Here is a 13,565-nt window from a genome sequence, read left to right on the forward strand (position 1 = left end):
TACCATTTTCATCGGTTTTAGCGGCGGCATGGATTCTACAGTGCTGCTGCATTTGCTTTGCCGGTGGCGTGATCGTAACGAGCATGGCGACGTTGCCTTGCAAGCCATTCACGTTAACCATCAGCTGCAATCCCACGCCAGCGATTGGCAGCGTCATTGCCAGCGGGTCTGCCAACAATGGGATGTACCTCTGATTGTAGAAGCGGTGGATATCGACCTGCATCAATCCAGCCCGGAACAAGCTGCCCGAGACGCCCGCTACCGGAGTTTCAATAAGCACGTTTCGGAGGCAGGAACTGGCGCTGTCCTGATGCTGGCTCATCACCGGGACGACCAGGTCGAAACGTTGCTGCAACGTCTGGCCAGAGGCAGTGGTCCATTGGGGCTGGGGGCGATGCTGCCAGTCACTGAGCGACTGAACATGAGCGTGTTCAGACCCTTGCTGGAGCAGGATCGTGAGCAATTGGCAAACTACGCTGCGGAGCAGAAGCTGGTCTGGGTAGAGGATCCCAGCAATCAAAATGACCAGATCGAACGGAACTATATACGTCGACAGATATTGCCGGCGTGGCGGAAAATCAAACCGCAATTGAACCAAACCATCGCCCGCAGTGCGCGTCTGAATCAGGAAGCCAGTGCGTTGTTGGACCAGTTGGCGGCACTGGATATGGGACCGCCGCGGGCGGATCAGGGTTTGGCTATTGGGCAGCTAACCGGGCTGGCGTTGCCGCGGCAAAAAAACCTATTGCGCTATTGGCTTGTCAGAGTGGGGGCGCTGGCGCCTTCGGAAACCCTTCTTTTGCGGGTGATTCGTGAAGTCCTGCCCGCTGCCGACGACGGCAGCCCCATGGTGGAATGGGGGGCGCTTAGCATAAGGCGCTTTCGCCAGCACTTGTATTTGGCCCCCTCCCATCTGGAATCGGACTCACTGCCGGAGCTGGGCAGGTTTGGCTCTGTGGCGGCATTGGATGGATTGGCATCCTCATTAGGTGTTCTTCGGGTTGATCCCCCGTTTGACGGGGCCGGAGCCAGCCAGCACGGGGCCCCCGACGGCCAGCTCGAAACCGGGTTTTCGTTACGCCGTTTGCAGGCAGCCCCGTTACAGTTAAGTTTAAGAACCGGTGGGGAGCGGGTAAAACCCGCAGGGCAATTGACCAAGCCGCTCAAACACTGGTTCCAGGCTCTTACAGTAGCGCCCTGGTTACGACCGTATTGGCCGATTTTGTACTGTGGTGATCAGGTTGCCGGGCTGCCTGGACTGCTGGTGTGTGACGGCTTCGAACCGGAATCGGAGCAGGATAGGGTGGTTGTTACCTGGCATTGGCGCATTCCCGTACCGGTGATTGATTGAGTCTGATTGAGTCAGCCCCCTTAATCGGGTAGAATTTCGGTCCATTCTTAGCGAAGTGATTCGTGCTCGTCTGAGCCCGCTCACTGCATACATTTTTTCCATTCTCCGTTCACTGGTAAGTCGATGACAAAATATATTTTTGTGACGGGGGGTGTTGTTTCTTCCCTGGGTAAGGGAATTGCAGCAGCCTCTTTGGCTTCTATTCTTGAAGCGCGTGGTCTGAAGGTTTCCATGATGAAGCTGGACCCCTATATTAACGTGGATCCAGGCACAATGAGTCCCTACCAGCATGGAGAGGTGTTCGTTACCGAAGACGGCGCCGAAACCGATCTGGACTTGGGTCATTACGAACGATTTATCCGTAACACTATGACCCGTAAGAATAATTTTACTTCCGGCCGCATCTACCAGGATGTCATCGAGAAGGAGCGTCGGGGCGATTATCTGGGGGCGACGGTACAGGTCATCCCGCATATCACCGATGAAATAAAAACTCGTATTATTAATAACGACCTGGGCGTCGATGTACTGCTTGTGGAAATCGGCGGCACCGTGGGAGACATTGAATCGCAACCCTTTCTGGAAGCAGTGCGGCAACTGCGGGTTGAATTGGGCTCTAACAATTCGGTCTTTATTCACCTGACCCTGGTGCCCTATATCAGCACTGCCGGAGAGACCAAAACCAAACCCACTCAGCACTCGGTTAAAGAGCTGCGTTCGATCGGCTTGCAACCGGATGTTCTGTTGTGCCGTTCCGACCATAAAATTCCTGAATCCTCTCTGGCTAAAATTGCGCTGTTTACCAACGTTGAGCGGCGGGCCTGTATCGGGCTGCAGGATGTGAATACGATATACAAAATTCCATCGGTGCTGCATGCCCAGGGACTGGATGATTTTGTGGTCGAAAAGCTGGCATTGGAATGCGGTCCGGCGGACTTAAGTGAATGGACAGCAGTAGTGGATGCGCAGTTGAACCCGCAGCACGACATCACCCTGGCCATGGTGGGCAAATATACGGATTTGGCTGATGCCTATAAATCGCTCAATGAATCATTGTTGCACGCCGGTATTCGCACCCGCACTAAAGTTAATATTGAGTATGTAGACTCGGAAGATCTCGAGCGTGACGGTATCGACGCGCTGAAAAAATACGATGCGATTTTGGTTCCTGGCGGATTCGGCAAGCGCGGCACCGAAGGCAAAATCGCTGCAGTGCGCTACGCTCGTGAACACCATGTGCCCTATTTGGGTATCTGTCTTGGTATGCAGGTGGCGGTGATTGAATATGCCCGTGATATGGCCGGATTAGCTGAAGCACACAGTACGGAGTTTGATGAAGGCACGCCGAATCCGGTCGTGGGTCTCATTACAGAGTGGCGTAACGAAGACGGTTCCTTGCAGCAGCGGGATCTGGAATCGGATCTGGGGGGCACCATGCGTCTGGGTGCGCAGGAATGCCGTTTGGTGGATGATAGTCTGAGCCGCAAGCTCTATGGTAAAGACGTCGTGTTTGAACGTCATCGTCACCGCTATGAGGTGAACAATAAGTTTGTGCCTGCACTGGAAGAGGCCGGCCTCAAAGTAGCAGGCCGTTCGATGGACGGTTCATTGGTGGAAATGATCGAAGTTCCGGACCACCCGTGGTTTGTTGCCTGTCAATTTCACCCGGAATTCACTTCAACGCCAAGGGATGGCCACCCTTTATTTACAGGCTACATCAAAGCGGCAAAAGCATTTAAAGACAGCAAGCTAAACAGTAAAGAGTAAATGGACGAACCCTATGACAAAAACAGACCAGAAAGTGATAGAGCTTGCCACCCCTGACGGCAAAATCCTGAAAATAGGAAATGACCTGCCGTTTGTTTTGTTTGGCGGAATGAATGTTCTGGAATCCCGGGACATGGCCATGACAGTGGCAGAAAAATACGTCACGGTTACCGAAAAACTCGGTATTCCTTACGTGTTTAAAGCGTCGTTCGACAAAGCCAACCGGTCATCGGTGAGTTCGTTCCGTGGGCCGGGCCTGGACGAGGGCCTGAAAATATTCCAGGAAATAAAAAGTACCTTTAACGTGCCGTTAATTACCGATGTGCACGAACCGGAGCAAGCGCAGCCGGTAGCGGAGGTCTGCGATATTATTCAGTTGCCTGCATTTTTGTCCCGGCAAACGGATCTGGTGGTTGCCATGGCGAAAACCGGTGCCGTCATCAACGTTAAAAAGGCGCAGTTCCTGGCTCCGCGCGAAATGAAACATATCATTCGCAAATGCGAAGAAGCCGGCAATGATCAGGTGATTCTCTGTGAACGGGGTTCCAGTTTTGGTTACAACAACCTGGTTGTCGATATGCTGGGCTTCGGCATCATGAAAGAATTCGGCAGTCCGATACTGTTTGATGTGACTCATTCACTGCAAATGCCCGGAGGCTTGGCGGAAGCAGCCGGGGGCCGTCGCGCTCAGGTCACAGAGCTGGCGTTGGCCGGTATGACTCAACGTATTGCTGGCCTGTTTCTGGAGGCGCATCCTGATCCGGATAAAGCCCGCTGCGATGGTCCTTGCGCCCTCCGGCTCGACATGCTGGAGCCGTTTCTGACACAAGTCAAAGCCATCGATGAATTAGTGAAAGGTTTCGCGGCGCTGGATACAGAATAATCCGCAAGCCGCGTCAATATTCTGAATTAAAGACACATTTGTCATTAACCGTTTTAACTCATAACAGGAGACATCCTTACAATGTCTAAGATCCTTCAAATCCGCGCTCGCGAAGTTCTTGATTCTCGTGGTAATCCCACGGTAGAAGCCGACGTCATTCTTGAATCCGGGGCAGCAGGTACAGCTTGTGCACCGTCCGGTGCCTCTACCGGTTCCCGTGAAGCATTGGAACTACGGGATGGAGATAAATCCCGTTACCTGGGCAAAGGCGTATTAAAAGCGGTTCAGGCGATAAACCAAGATATCGCCGAGCTGTTGAAAGGTAAGGACTCCCTGGACCAGAAAAAAATTGATCAGTTGATGATTGATGCGGATGGCACTGAAAACAAATCCAAATTCGGCGCCAACGCCATTCTTGCGGTATCGCTCGCCAATGCCAAGGCGGCAGCGGTCTATAAACAGGTTCCATTATTTCAGCACATCAGTGAAATCGCCGATGGCAAAGCCGGACCCTACAGCATGCCGGTGCCGATGATGAATATCATCAACGGCGGCGAGCATGCCGATAACAACGTAGACATCCAGGAATTTATGATTCAGCCGGTGGGTGCACCGAATTTTGCTGAAGCTCTGCGGTATGGTGCCGAAATCTTTCATTCATTAAAAAGTGTATTGCAGGCTCGTGGCCTGAGTACGGCGGTTGGCGATGAGGGTGGTTTTGCACCGGATCTGGCATCCAATGAAGAAGCATTGACGGTCATTGTGGAAGCGGTAGAAAAAGCCGGCTACGAGTTAGGAAAAGACATAACCCTGGCGTTGGACTGCGCTGCGTCCGAATTTTATAAGGATGGCAAATACGTCCTGGCAGGGGATAACAAAGTACTGGATTCGGAAGGTTTTGCAGATTATCTGGCAGACTTGTGCAGCCGTTATCCGATCGCTTCTATTGAAGACGGCCTGGACGAAAGCGATTGGGATGGATGGAAAGTCCTGACCGAAAAGCTGGGTGACAAAGTCCAGTTGGTCGGCGATGACTTGTTCGTAACCAATACCCAAATCCTGCAGCAGGGTATCGATAAAAAAATTGCTAACAGCATCCTGATCAAGTTCAATCAGATTGGCAGTCTGAGTGAAACTCTGGCCGCCATTAAAATGGCAAAAGATGCAGGTTACACCGCGGTCATTTCTCACCGCTCCGGTGAAACCGAAGACGCTACCATTGCTGACCTGGCGGTAGCCACGGCGGCTGGCCAGATCAAGACCGGTTCACTGTGCCGTTCTGACCGGGTAGCGAAATACAATCAACTACTGCGTATTGAAGAAATTATCGGTGATATCGCGCCCTATAAAGGACGTGCAGAGTTCACAGCTCTGAAGTAGTAGTAGAATCCGCCTCCCCGTAACGGATTTCAGCTAAACCGTTACGGGACTCGCGGGCTTGACGCCTGTCATAATTGCCCCCATTCTTAAATCACCAATACATCCCGTTACAGCAGTGGTTATGACCGATCAACCCCAACAGCAATGGATCACCTTGCCCCGGGTCCTATTCTGGATCCTGATCCTGATGTTTTTTCTGCTACAACTGCGCCTGTGGATTGGTGAAGGCAGTCTGGCAGACGTGTGGCGCCTGAGTGGCGAAACTGAGCGGCAGGAACAGGAAAACCACATCGTCTCTGAACGCAATAAGCGTTTGCAGGCGGAAGTAAAAAACCTCAAGGAAGGACTTGATGCAGTGGAAGAGCGAGCGCGAACCCAGCTGGGTATGGTAAAAGAGGACGAAACTTTTTTTCTTATCATTGACGGCCAACAGCAGCAATAATCTATGAGTACATCTCCAGTGATTTGGTGCGTCGTCCCGGCGGCGGGGGTGGGCAAGCGTTTTGGCGCATCGAAACCAAAGCAGTATTTGCCCTTCCATGGCATGACCGTATTCGAATCAACCCTGCAGCGTTTGCTTGAAGTACAGGGAATTCAGCAAGTCGTCGTTGCTATCAGCACCGAAGATGCTTTTTTCAAAAAGCTCCCGGTCGCTCGTAATTGCAAAGTGAAATCCGTGATCGGAGGAGCCGAGCGTTGCCATTCCGTGCTTAATGGTTTGCGTTATTTGTCTAATTTGGGTTCAGATCAGGACTGGGTTTTGGTGCATGATGTGGCCCGTCCCTGTGTGCGCGCAGCGGACATTCAGAAGCTCATCGAACAAGTAATTCAGTTTGATAGCGTTGGCGGGATTCTGGGTAACCCGGTTCGCGATACGATGAAGCGAGCGAACCGGGTTAATGAAATTGTGGACACCGTGGACCGCAACCAGTTGTGGCACGCACTGACACCACAGATGTTTCGTTTGGGCGCTTTAACATCTGCGCTGACGTCAGCCTTGGCGGATGATGTCGTGGTGACCGACGAGGCTCAAGCCATGGAGCGGGTCGGATATCACCCGCTCTTGGTTGAAGGCCACAATGACAATATCAAAATTACCCACCCGCAAGACTTGCCGTTGGCTGAATTGTTTGCACAACAGCAAACTGCCCCGTAAATTAACCCCGCTGGTTGCTGGAAATAGACAGGTACAACATGTTTCGAATTGGACACGGATACGACGTACATCGCTTCGGAGACGGCGATCATCTGGTATTGGGCGGCGTGAAAATCCCTTATCAGCAGGGTTTTGTGGCGCATTCAGACGGCGATGTTGCTTTGCACGCATTGGCGGACGCTTTATTGGGCGCAGCGGCTTTGGGGGATATTGGCCGTCACTTTCCTGATACGGATGCTCGGTATAAGGGTGCGGACAGCCGCATACTTCTTCGTCATGTACTGAAACTGGTTCAGAAGGAGGGTTATCGGGTGGGTAATGTGGATGTCACTATCGTCGCTCAAGCTCCTAAGATGGCCCCGCATATAGAGAGCATGAAGCAGAATATTGCGGCTGATCTGGAATTGGCGATTAACGCGGTTAATGTAAAAGCCACCACGACAGAACAGCTGGGTTTCGCCGGCCGCAAAGAAGGCATTGCCGTGCATGCGGTGGCATTGCTAATGGCGGAGCACCGATGACAGTGATGCACCAGGCTTTGCCCGCCTATGGATTTGAGTCCGCACCTTACGCCCACGGTGAACCCCTTGCGCGTGCGGATTTTAAAACCCGGCCGGAGGACTTTGTGGTGGAAGAAGTGCTCGGTTTTGAGCCGGGTGGAGAAGGGGAGCATTTGTTTCTACTGGTGCAAACCGATGCTCATAACACCCGCCATACCCAGCGCTGCCTGGCTCGTCATTTTAATGTGGCCAAGCAAGCGGTCAGTTATTCGGGAATGAAGGACCGGCGCGGGCTAACCAGTCAATGGTTTTCCATTCATCTGCCGGGGAAGGCTATCGAACCCGATGCGGATGAGCTGGCGCAACAGGGCTTTAATGTGTTGCGTTGGCAAAGACACAATAAAAAGCTGCGCATTGGCACCCATAAATACAACCGTTTTCATATTGTTCTGCGTAACCTGAGCCAGATCGAGCGCCTGAATTCACGCTTGCCCGAGTTGAAAAATCTGGGTGTGCCCAACTATTTCGGTGCTCAGCGCTTTGGGCATGGTGGGGCGAATATCGAAGAAGCCTTGCAGTGGGTCGAACAGGGTAAATTACCAGCAGACCGCTTGCTCAGGAGCCGTGTGTTGTCGACGCTCCGTGGCTGGCTGTTTAACGGAGTGTTAGCCGATCGTGTCGCTAACGGCACCTGGAATCAATGGCAGGATCAGGATTTGATCCAATTGAACGGCACCCAGAGCTTTTTTACCGAACCGCAGTGGGATGACCAGTTACAGCAGCGCTTCCTGTCTGACGATATACACCTGTCAGCCTATCTGGCCGGTTGCGATCAGGCCGGTACGATCCCGGATCAGATGTTACTCTTGTTCAACCAAGCGAGAATGGAAGCTGAGCCCCGACCGCTGCGACTGAAAGCACAACAATTGCGGTGGAATGGGGACGCGAACGCACTGCAAATACAGTTCAATCTGCAAAAGGGCGCTTATGCGACCAGCGTGCTCAGGGAGCTGGTGCTATTAAATGATCGCTCAGGTCAGCAGGAACAAATATAGAAACCATTTGCCCTGTAAAGTCTCTGCAAACTTCTCGCTGTTTTGCTAACCTTCTTTTAGAATGAATTTTAAATAACGGTTGCCTCTAAAAAGCGGATTAATACCGATGTGCTGATCACAGGCAACCAATAAAAAGAGCCCATTCCTGGGGGGAGCTTTCCCCTGTGGGGCAGGACGAGGATTCTCGATTGAACGACTCATTTTCTTTAAGTGCGGGGGTGGCTGGAATCGGCATGACCTCTCAGCGAACGCGGGAGCGTTTAATAGCGCGTTTGCAGGATCAAGGTATAACAAATTTTGCTGTTTTAGACGCAATCCGCAGCATTCCCAGACACCTGTTTGTAGACGAAGCATTAGCGCACCGTGCTTATGAAGACACGGCATTACCTATCGGCCACAACCAAACCATATCGCAGCCCTATATCGTTGCCCGAATGACGGAATTACTGCTGCAGGGCGGGCCGCTGAATAAGGTTCTCGAAATCGGCACCGGGTCTGGTTATCAAACCGCGGTACTCTCGGCATTTGCCAGTGAAATTTATTCTCTGGAACGTATAAAAGCGTTGCAGGAAAAAGCACGTCAACGCTTACGAGCGTTACGCATGAACAACGTGGTGTTTCGCTATGCGGACGGTAATGTGGGCCTGCAGGAAAAAGCCCCCTTCGATGGTATTCTGGCCGCTGCGGCACCGGCAGAAGTACCGCAAGAACTACTGGAGCAACTGGCCGTGGGTGGACGGCTGATCATACCCATTGGTGAAGATCAGCAAAAGCTCTATCGCATCACCCGTTCAGAGCAGGGATATCATCGTGAATTCATAGAAGACGTACGCTTCGTGCCTTTCCGTTCAGGTTTGCGTTAATCTAACGACCTCAAATTCCCATTCGGATCAGGCGTGAGCATCTTGTCGCGCCTTCCTGTTAATCCATCGCAGTGATACAGCGCATATAAGCGCAGTTAAGAGAAGTTGATAACATGGAAAAACCTTCAAAACGCGAGCTGTTTTTATTGTACCTAAAGGGAGTCGCAATGGGTGCTGCGGATATCGTGCCCGGCGTGTCCGGCGGCACAATCGCTTTTATCACTGGCATATACCAAACGCTGGTGGGGAGTATCGGAGCGATTGGTCCGAAAACCGTGCAGACATTGTTCAGGGACGGGCCGGTAGCCGCCTGGCACTCCTTTAACGGAAACTTCTTGTTTGTGCTGATGGCCGGCATTCTGACCAGTGTGTTCACCCTCTCGAAACTGATTTCTTACCTGTTGACCGAGCAGGCCGTGTTGTTGTGGTCTTTTTTCTTCGGTCTGATCCTGATATCAGCCGTTCACGTGGGCCGGCATATTACTGAATGGCGCGTGCCAGAGGTACTCACCCTGGCGGGAGGGGCGTTATTGGCGTTCGGCATTACTACTATTGCTCCCACGGAAATAGCGCTTAATCCGATCACGCTGTTTTTATCGGGCTCGATCGCAATTTGCGCGATGGTCTTGCCGGGGATTTCAGGGAGTTTCATTCTGCTATTGTTAGGCATGTACGCCCATATTATTGGAGCGGTTAAAGCCCTGGATGTGGTGAGCCTGGGTATTTTCGCCAGCGGTTGTCTGGTCGGGCTGCTTCTGTTTACTCGTTTGCTATCCTGGCTTCTGACCCAATTTCACAACCTAACCCTGGCTTTGCTGACGGGATTTATGATCGGTTCACTGAATAAGGTCTGGCCGTGGAAACAGACCCTGAGCACGCGTATCAACAGTCACGGTGAAGCCGTTCCCATGGATCAGGCTAATGTACTACCGGATCAATTTTTGATGGTTACTGGTCAGGATCCACACCTTGTATACAGTTTGTTTTTAATGGCCGCAGCGATCGCTTTGGTGTTGGTAGTTGAGCGTTTAGGGGGAAGTAAGTCTTAACACCGAGTCAAAGAGATGACGCAAAGCTGGTCATTATTTAGACTATTTTTGAGAATTAACACGAATTTCAGTTAGATTATGTGGTCATAAGCCGAAGGAGGTTATGATTATTAATTCTAAATTAGTTTAGGGTGTTTTGTGATCTGAAAATAAAGAACACGCTGGAGTTCGTTTGTGCTGAGGAAGGTTTTAACCGTTAGAAAACACATTTTACATCTCCTGGTTGTGATCTCTGTCACATCTTGCGGACCAACCCGTTACGAACCCATCAGAAATGTTTATCGCCCTGCAGCCCCCATCACACAAGGCTCTCACAAGGTCAGGCCGGGTGAAACCCTCTACGCAATTGCCTGGCGCTACAATTGGGATCATGAACAATTGGCCCGTGCCAATGGCATCTCTGCACCTTACAGGATCTATCCTGGACAGATTCTAAGCTTGGAAAATAAGGTGCCTGGCGGGGTCCGTCAGTCCACCCAATCGTCAGCGGGATCAAAAGGAAAATCGTCATCTCGTTATAAGAAACCCGTTACCCATACCAAACCGGTCCAAGAAAAAGTTGCAAATCAAAGACATAAAAAGGTAGATATGTCCTGGAGTTGGCCGACAAAGGGCCCCGTAATAGAAACCTTCTCGCTTGGGAAGCGTGTCAACAAGGGGATCGATTTGGCGGGCAAACGTGGCGAACCGGTATTTTCGGCAGCGGATGGGAAAGTGGTTTATAGCGGAACAGGGCTGATCGGCTATGGCAACTTAATCATCATCAAGCACAGCGAGGTTTACCTCAGTGCGTACGCTCACAATAGTCGATTGTTGGTTAAAGAAGGACAAACGACTAAAGCTGGGCAGAAAATTGCCGAAATAGGTTCTAGTGGGGCCAATCGCGACAAATTACATTTTGAGATTCGTCGTAATGGAAAACCAGTGAATCCACTTCAGTACTTGCCATCACGTTGAGCGGGACAACAGGTGAGTATGCCATCAAGTCTTAAATAATAACGGGGCCGTTCGCGATGGAACGGTGATAACAATTACGAGCGCGGGAAGAAGAGCAATGATTCAAGCAGAGCAGGACAAAAAACTGAATATGGATCCGGAAATGTACGAAGAAGATTCAGATCTTGAGGATGCCTTTGAAGAGCGTGCAGCGGAGTTAAGGGACAAACGGAGTGGTGCGGACGACTATGATGATGATTCCTTCGTTGCTCAGCCGGGAATGCAGAAGACGCTGGATGCAACTCAGCTGTACCTCAACGAGATTGGTTTTTCGCCGCTACTGACCCCAGAGGAAGAAGTTTATTACGCCCGTCGCGCTTTACGTGGCTTTGAAGATGCGCGCAAACGCATGATCGAGAGTAACTTGCGGTTAGTCGTCAAGATCGCCCGGCGCTATGTCAATCGTGGCTTGTCGCTGCTGGACCTGATAGAAGAGGGCAACCTGGGACTGATTCGGGCGGTCGAAAAATTTGACCCTGAGCGGGGCTTCCGTTTTTCAACTTATGCCACCTGGTGGATTAGACAAACTATTGAACGGGCCATAATGAATCAGACCCGCACTATCCGGTTACCGATTCATGTAGTGAAAGAGCTTAACATATACCTCCGTGCAGCCCGTGAACTGACTCAGAAGCTTGATCATGAGCCCAGTCCTGAGGAGATTGCAGAGTTACTGGATCGGCCCCTGGAAGATGTTAAAAGAATGCTTGGCCTCAATGAGCGGGTGTCTTCGGTCGACACGCCGATGGCTCATGATTCGGATAAGTCATTGCTGGATACCATCGCTGATACCACCGTGTCAGATCCCGCCGAGCTGCTGCAGGATGCAGATCTTCGCTTTAGCATTGATTACTGGCTGGATCAGTTGCCAACCAAACAACGCGAAGTCATCGCCCGCAGGTTCGGTTTGCGCGGATATGAAATGAGTACGCTGGAAGAAGTCGGGCTGGAAATCGGCCTGACTCGTGAGCGGGTCAGGCAGATTCAGGTGGAAGCACTGAAACGGCTTCGGGATTTGCTCGAGAAGCAGGGTTTAACAGGCGAATCCATTTTCGGAGCCTGATAACCCCTCGGGGTGGATAAGTTAAGCCTCTCGTTTTGTTAAAAGAACGCACTTTCGGGTGCGTTTTTTTATGGCCGATTTGGGAAGGGTTGAGATAATGTCCCGCCTGCATGTAAGACATGTCTCACATTGGTGTGCGTTGTTGGGCATATGGCGTGTAATGTAAATTTAATGCACGATTTATCTATCTGATAATACTAGAAAAAATTGCTTGGTCCGATTTGTGCGCACAATTACCGTTTTTTAGCTGATTGAGCCGAACATTATTTTCGATAGAATTAGTCGCATGTAAGGATACATACTCTTCACAGGAAGCGAAGAGACAGGATGAAGTTTACCGGATGTAAACTAGGGAACAGGACCCAGGAAGGGTTGTGGCACCGGAAGCCCAGGGACTAATCGACGGATTGTTTATAAGGACATGGGCGAAGGGATTGCCAAGGAGTCATGCTACGGAACGCAGGCGTGCAGGATGCACATCAAGGATGTATTTAAAGGATGTTTTGCATCAGGGATTAGATAGAAAAGCGAGGTGGGCGGTTGAACCGCCCTTCTTTTTTTCTAGACAGATATCTAGAAAACAGAATTCTTAATGGTCATCCGATCAGGTCTTGCATGCCCCCTCTCGTTAAATGAATAATAGGCTATTATCTGCATCTTGTGTAGGACATATCTTACATGATTGTAAGAATATTAATTTTCTTGGGTGAGATTTAAGTCCAAAACTTTCTTTTGCTTGTTTAACTCGCTGATTATCAAAAAGATTATTTTCTGGTAGGACAATCAGTCCAGTTATGTGACTAATTGTACCTGTTTGGTTGCAGATTGTATGGGGTAATATGTTTCTTACAGCAGGACGCTGGGAAAGGGAATTGGCTAAGGACAGTCGATCAGGGATGAACGCAGGATGCGTCTGGATAAGGAAATCCAAGCGAGGTGGGGCGGTGTAAAAACCGCCCTTCTTTTATTTTGCAGTCCGTTCTTTTTCGCGTCGCAATGACGTATTTGGCGAAGTTGGCACAAACGGACGGAAAAAAAGCCGCAAAAGCGGCTTTTTTAGTGCTTGAAATACGAATTTAACGCTCTAACTGTTCGATCTTTCCTTCGACACCATCCCAGTCATCTGCATCAGGCAAAGCATCTTTCTTCTCAGTGATGTTAGGCCAGACTTCGGAGAGCTCAGCGTTAAGTTCCAGAAAATTCTGTTGATCTGCGGGCACTTCGTCTTCCGAATAGATGGCATTGGCCGGGCACTCAGGCTCACATAACGCGCAATCGATGCATTCATCCGGATGTATGACCAGGAAATTGGGACCTTCGTAGAAGCAGTCTACGGGACAAACTTCAACACAGTCTGTGTACTTGCACTTGATGCAGTTATCAGTAACAACAAATGTCATTTATACGTGCCCTCTACAATAATAAATGCGGGGGGAGTCTAATCCCTCTGACCAATCCAAGCAACTTTTCCAAACAACTTTACCGGTCGCCCTTGATAGGTG

At 50.7% G+C, this 13,565-nt stretch carries 13 protein-coding genes; 12 read left to right on the forward strand and 1 reads right to left on the reverse strand.

The genetic code is table 11. The features are described from left to right. The first annotated feature begins 10 nt into the window (after positions 1 to 10). From tilS to rpoS, 12 genes are all read left to right on the forward strand, one after another. Positions 11 to 1,351, forward strand: a complete 1,341-nt coding sequence (gene tilS / locus FT643_RS11520; RefSeq protein WP_317622015.1) for a tRNA lysidine(34) synthetase TilS — start codon at positions 11 to 13, stop codon at positions 1,349 to 1,351. 123 nt (positions 1,352 to 1,474) lie between these two features. Next, positions 1,475 to 3,118 carry a CTP synthase gene (locus FT643_RS11525; RefSeq protein WP_156871552.1) on the forward strand — a complete coding sequence of 548 codons (1,644 nt, stop codon included), beginning with the start codon at positions 1,475 to 1,477 and terminating at the stop codon, positions 3,116 to 3,118. Between the two features lie 13 nt (positions 3,119 to 3,131). Then, positions 3,132 to 4,001 (forward strand): 3-deoxy-8-phosphooctulonate synthase, encoded by an 870-nt coding sequence (gene kdsA, locus FT643_RS11530; protein WP_156871553.1) that lies wholly within the window; start codon positions 3,132 to 3,134, stop codon positions 3,999 to 4,001. Positions 4,002 to 4,082: 81 nt separating this feature from the next. Beyond that, positions 4,083 to 5,381: a phosphopyruvate hydratase gene (gene eno / locus FT643_RS11535; RefSeq protein ID WP_156871554.1), complete on the forward strand. Its 1,299-nt coding sequence runs from the start codon at positions 4,083 to 4,085 to the stop codon at positions 5,379 to 5,381. A gap of 121 nt (positions 5,382 to 5,502) precedes the next feature. Then, complete coding sequence (ftsB, locus tag FT643_RS11540) at positions 5,503 to 5,823, forward strand: cell division protein FtsB (RefSeq protein WP_156871555.1); 321 nt, start codon at positions 5,503 to 5,505, stop codon at positions 5,821 to 5,823. A 3-nt stretch (positions 5,824 to 5,826) separates the two neighbouring features. Further along, complete coding sequence (gene ispD / locus FT643_RS11545) at positions 5,827 to 6,537, forward strand: 2-C-methyl-D-erythritol 4-phosphate cytidylyltransferase (RefSeq protein ID WP_156871556.1); 711 nt, start codon at positions 5,827 to 5,829, stop codon at positions 6,535 to 6,537. A gap of 38 nt (positions 6,538 to 6,575) precedes the next feature. After that, on the forward strand, positions 6,576 to 7,058 hold the full coding sequence (gene ispF / locus FT643_RS11550) for a 2-C-methyl-D-erythritol 2,4-cyclodiphosphate synthase (protein ID WP_156871557.1): 483 nt from the start codon (positions 6,576 to 6,578) through the stop codon (positions 7,056 to 7,058). Further along, entirely contained in the window at positions 7,055 to 8,092 is a 1,038-nt protein-coding gene (truD, locus tag FT643_RS11555; RefSeq protein ID WP_156871558.1) for a tRNA pseudouridine(13) synthase TruD, read from the forward strand. The genes ispF and truD overlap by 4 nt, the downstream gene beginning before the upstream one ends. Positions 8,093 to 8,325: 233 nt before the next feature. Then, positions 8,326 to 8,955: a protein-L-isoaspartate(D-aspartate) O-methyltransferase gene (locus tag FT643_RS11560; RefSeq protein WP_156871738.1), complete on the forward strand. Its 630-nt coding sequence runs from the start codon at positions 8,326 to 8,328 to the stop codon at positions 8,953 to 8,955. 113 nt (positions 8,956 to 9,068) lie between these two features. Then, on the forward strand, positions 9,069 to 10,004 hold the full coding sequence (locus FT643_RS11565; protein WP_156871559.1) for a polyprenyl-phosphate transporter: 936 nt from the start codon (positions 9,069 to 9,071) through the stop codon (positions 10,002 to 10,004). Positions 10,005 to 10,178: 174 nt separating this feature from the next. Then, positions 10,179 to 10,961, forward strand: a complete 783-nt coding sequence (locus FT643_RS11570; protein WP_317622012.1) for a peptidoglycan DD-metalloendopeptidase family protein — start codon at positions 10,179 to 10,181, stop codon at positions 10,959 to 10,961. 97 nt (positions 10,962 to 11,058) lie between these two features. After that, positions 11,059 to 12,063, forward strand: a complete 1,005-nt coding sequence (rpoS, locus tag FT643_RS11575) for an RNA polymerase sigma factor RpoS (protein ID WP_156871560.1) — start codon at positions 11,059 to 11,061, stop codon at positions 12,061 to 12,063. A 1,076-nt stretch (positions 12,064 to 13,139) separates the two neighbouring features. Here rpoS and fdxA read toward each other — a convergent pair. Continuing rightward, positions 13,140 to 13,463 (reverse strand): ferredoxin FdxA, encoded by a 324-nt coding sequence (gene fdxA, locus FT643_RS11580; RefSeq protein WP_156871561.1) that lies wholly within the window; start codon positions 13,461 to 13,463, stop codon positions 13,140 to 13,142. Between the last annotated feature and the right edge of the window lie 102 nt (positions 13,464 to 13,565).

Source organism: Ketobacter sp. MCCC 1A13808 (genome assembly GCF_009746715.1).
Taxonomy (GTDB): domain Bacteria; phylum Pseudomonadota; class Gammaproteobacteria; order Pseudomonadales; family Ketobacteraceae; genus Ketobacter.

Bases quoted from the DNA above. Each gene is read 5' to 3' on its own strand.
- rpoS (WP_156871560.1), top strand. From the start codon at position 11,059: ATGATTCAAGCAGAGCAGGACAAAAAACTGAATATGGATCCGGAAATG.
- truD (WP_156871558.1), top strand. From the start codon at position 7,055: ATGACAGTGATGCACCAGGCTTTGCCCGCCTATGGATTTGAGTCCGCA.
- FT643_RS11525 (WP_156871552.1), top strand. From the start codon at position 1,475: ATGACAAAATATATTTTTGTGACGGGGGGTGTTGTTTCTTCCCTGGGT.
- FT643_RS11565 (WP_156871559.1), top strand. From the start codon at position 9,069: ATGGAAAAACCTTCAAAACGCGAGCTGTTTTTATTGTACCTAAAGGGA.
- ispF (WP_156871557.1), top strand. From the start codon at position 6,576: ATGTTTCGAATTGGACACGGATACGACGTACATCGCTTCGGAGACGGC.
- FT643_RS11560 (WP_156871738.1), top strand. From the start codon at position 8,326: ATGACCTCTCAGCGAACGCGGGAGCGTTTAATAGCGCGTTTGCAGGAT.
- eno (WP_156871554.1), top strand. From the start codon at position 4,083: ATGTCTAAGATCCTTCAAATCCGCGCTCGCGAAGTTCTTGATTCTCGT.
- fdxA (WP_156871561.1), bottom strand. From the start codon at position 13,463: ATGACATTTGTTGTTACTGATAACTGCATCAAGTGCAAGTACACAGAC.
- kdsA (WP_156871553.1), top strand. From the start codon at position 3,132: ATGACAAAAACAGACCAGAAAGTGATAGAGCTTGCCACCCCTGACGGC.
- ispD (WP_156871556.1), top strand. From the start codon at position 5,827: ATGAGTACATCTCCAGTGATTTGGTGCGTCGTCCCGGCGGCGGGGGTG.
- ftsB (WP_156871555.1), top strand. From the start codon at position 5,503: ATGACCGATCAACCCCAACAGCAATGGATCACCTTGCCCCGGGTCCTA.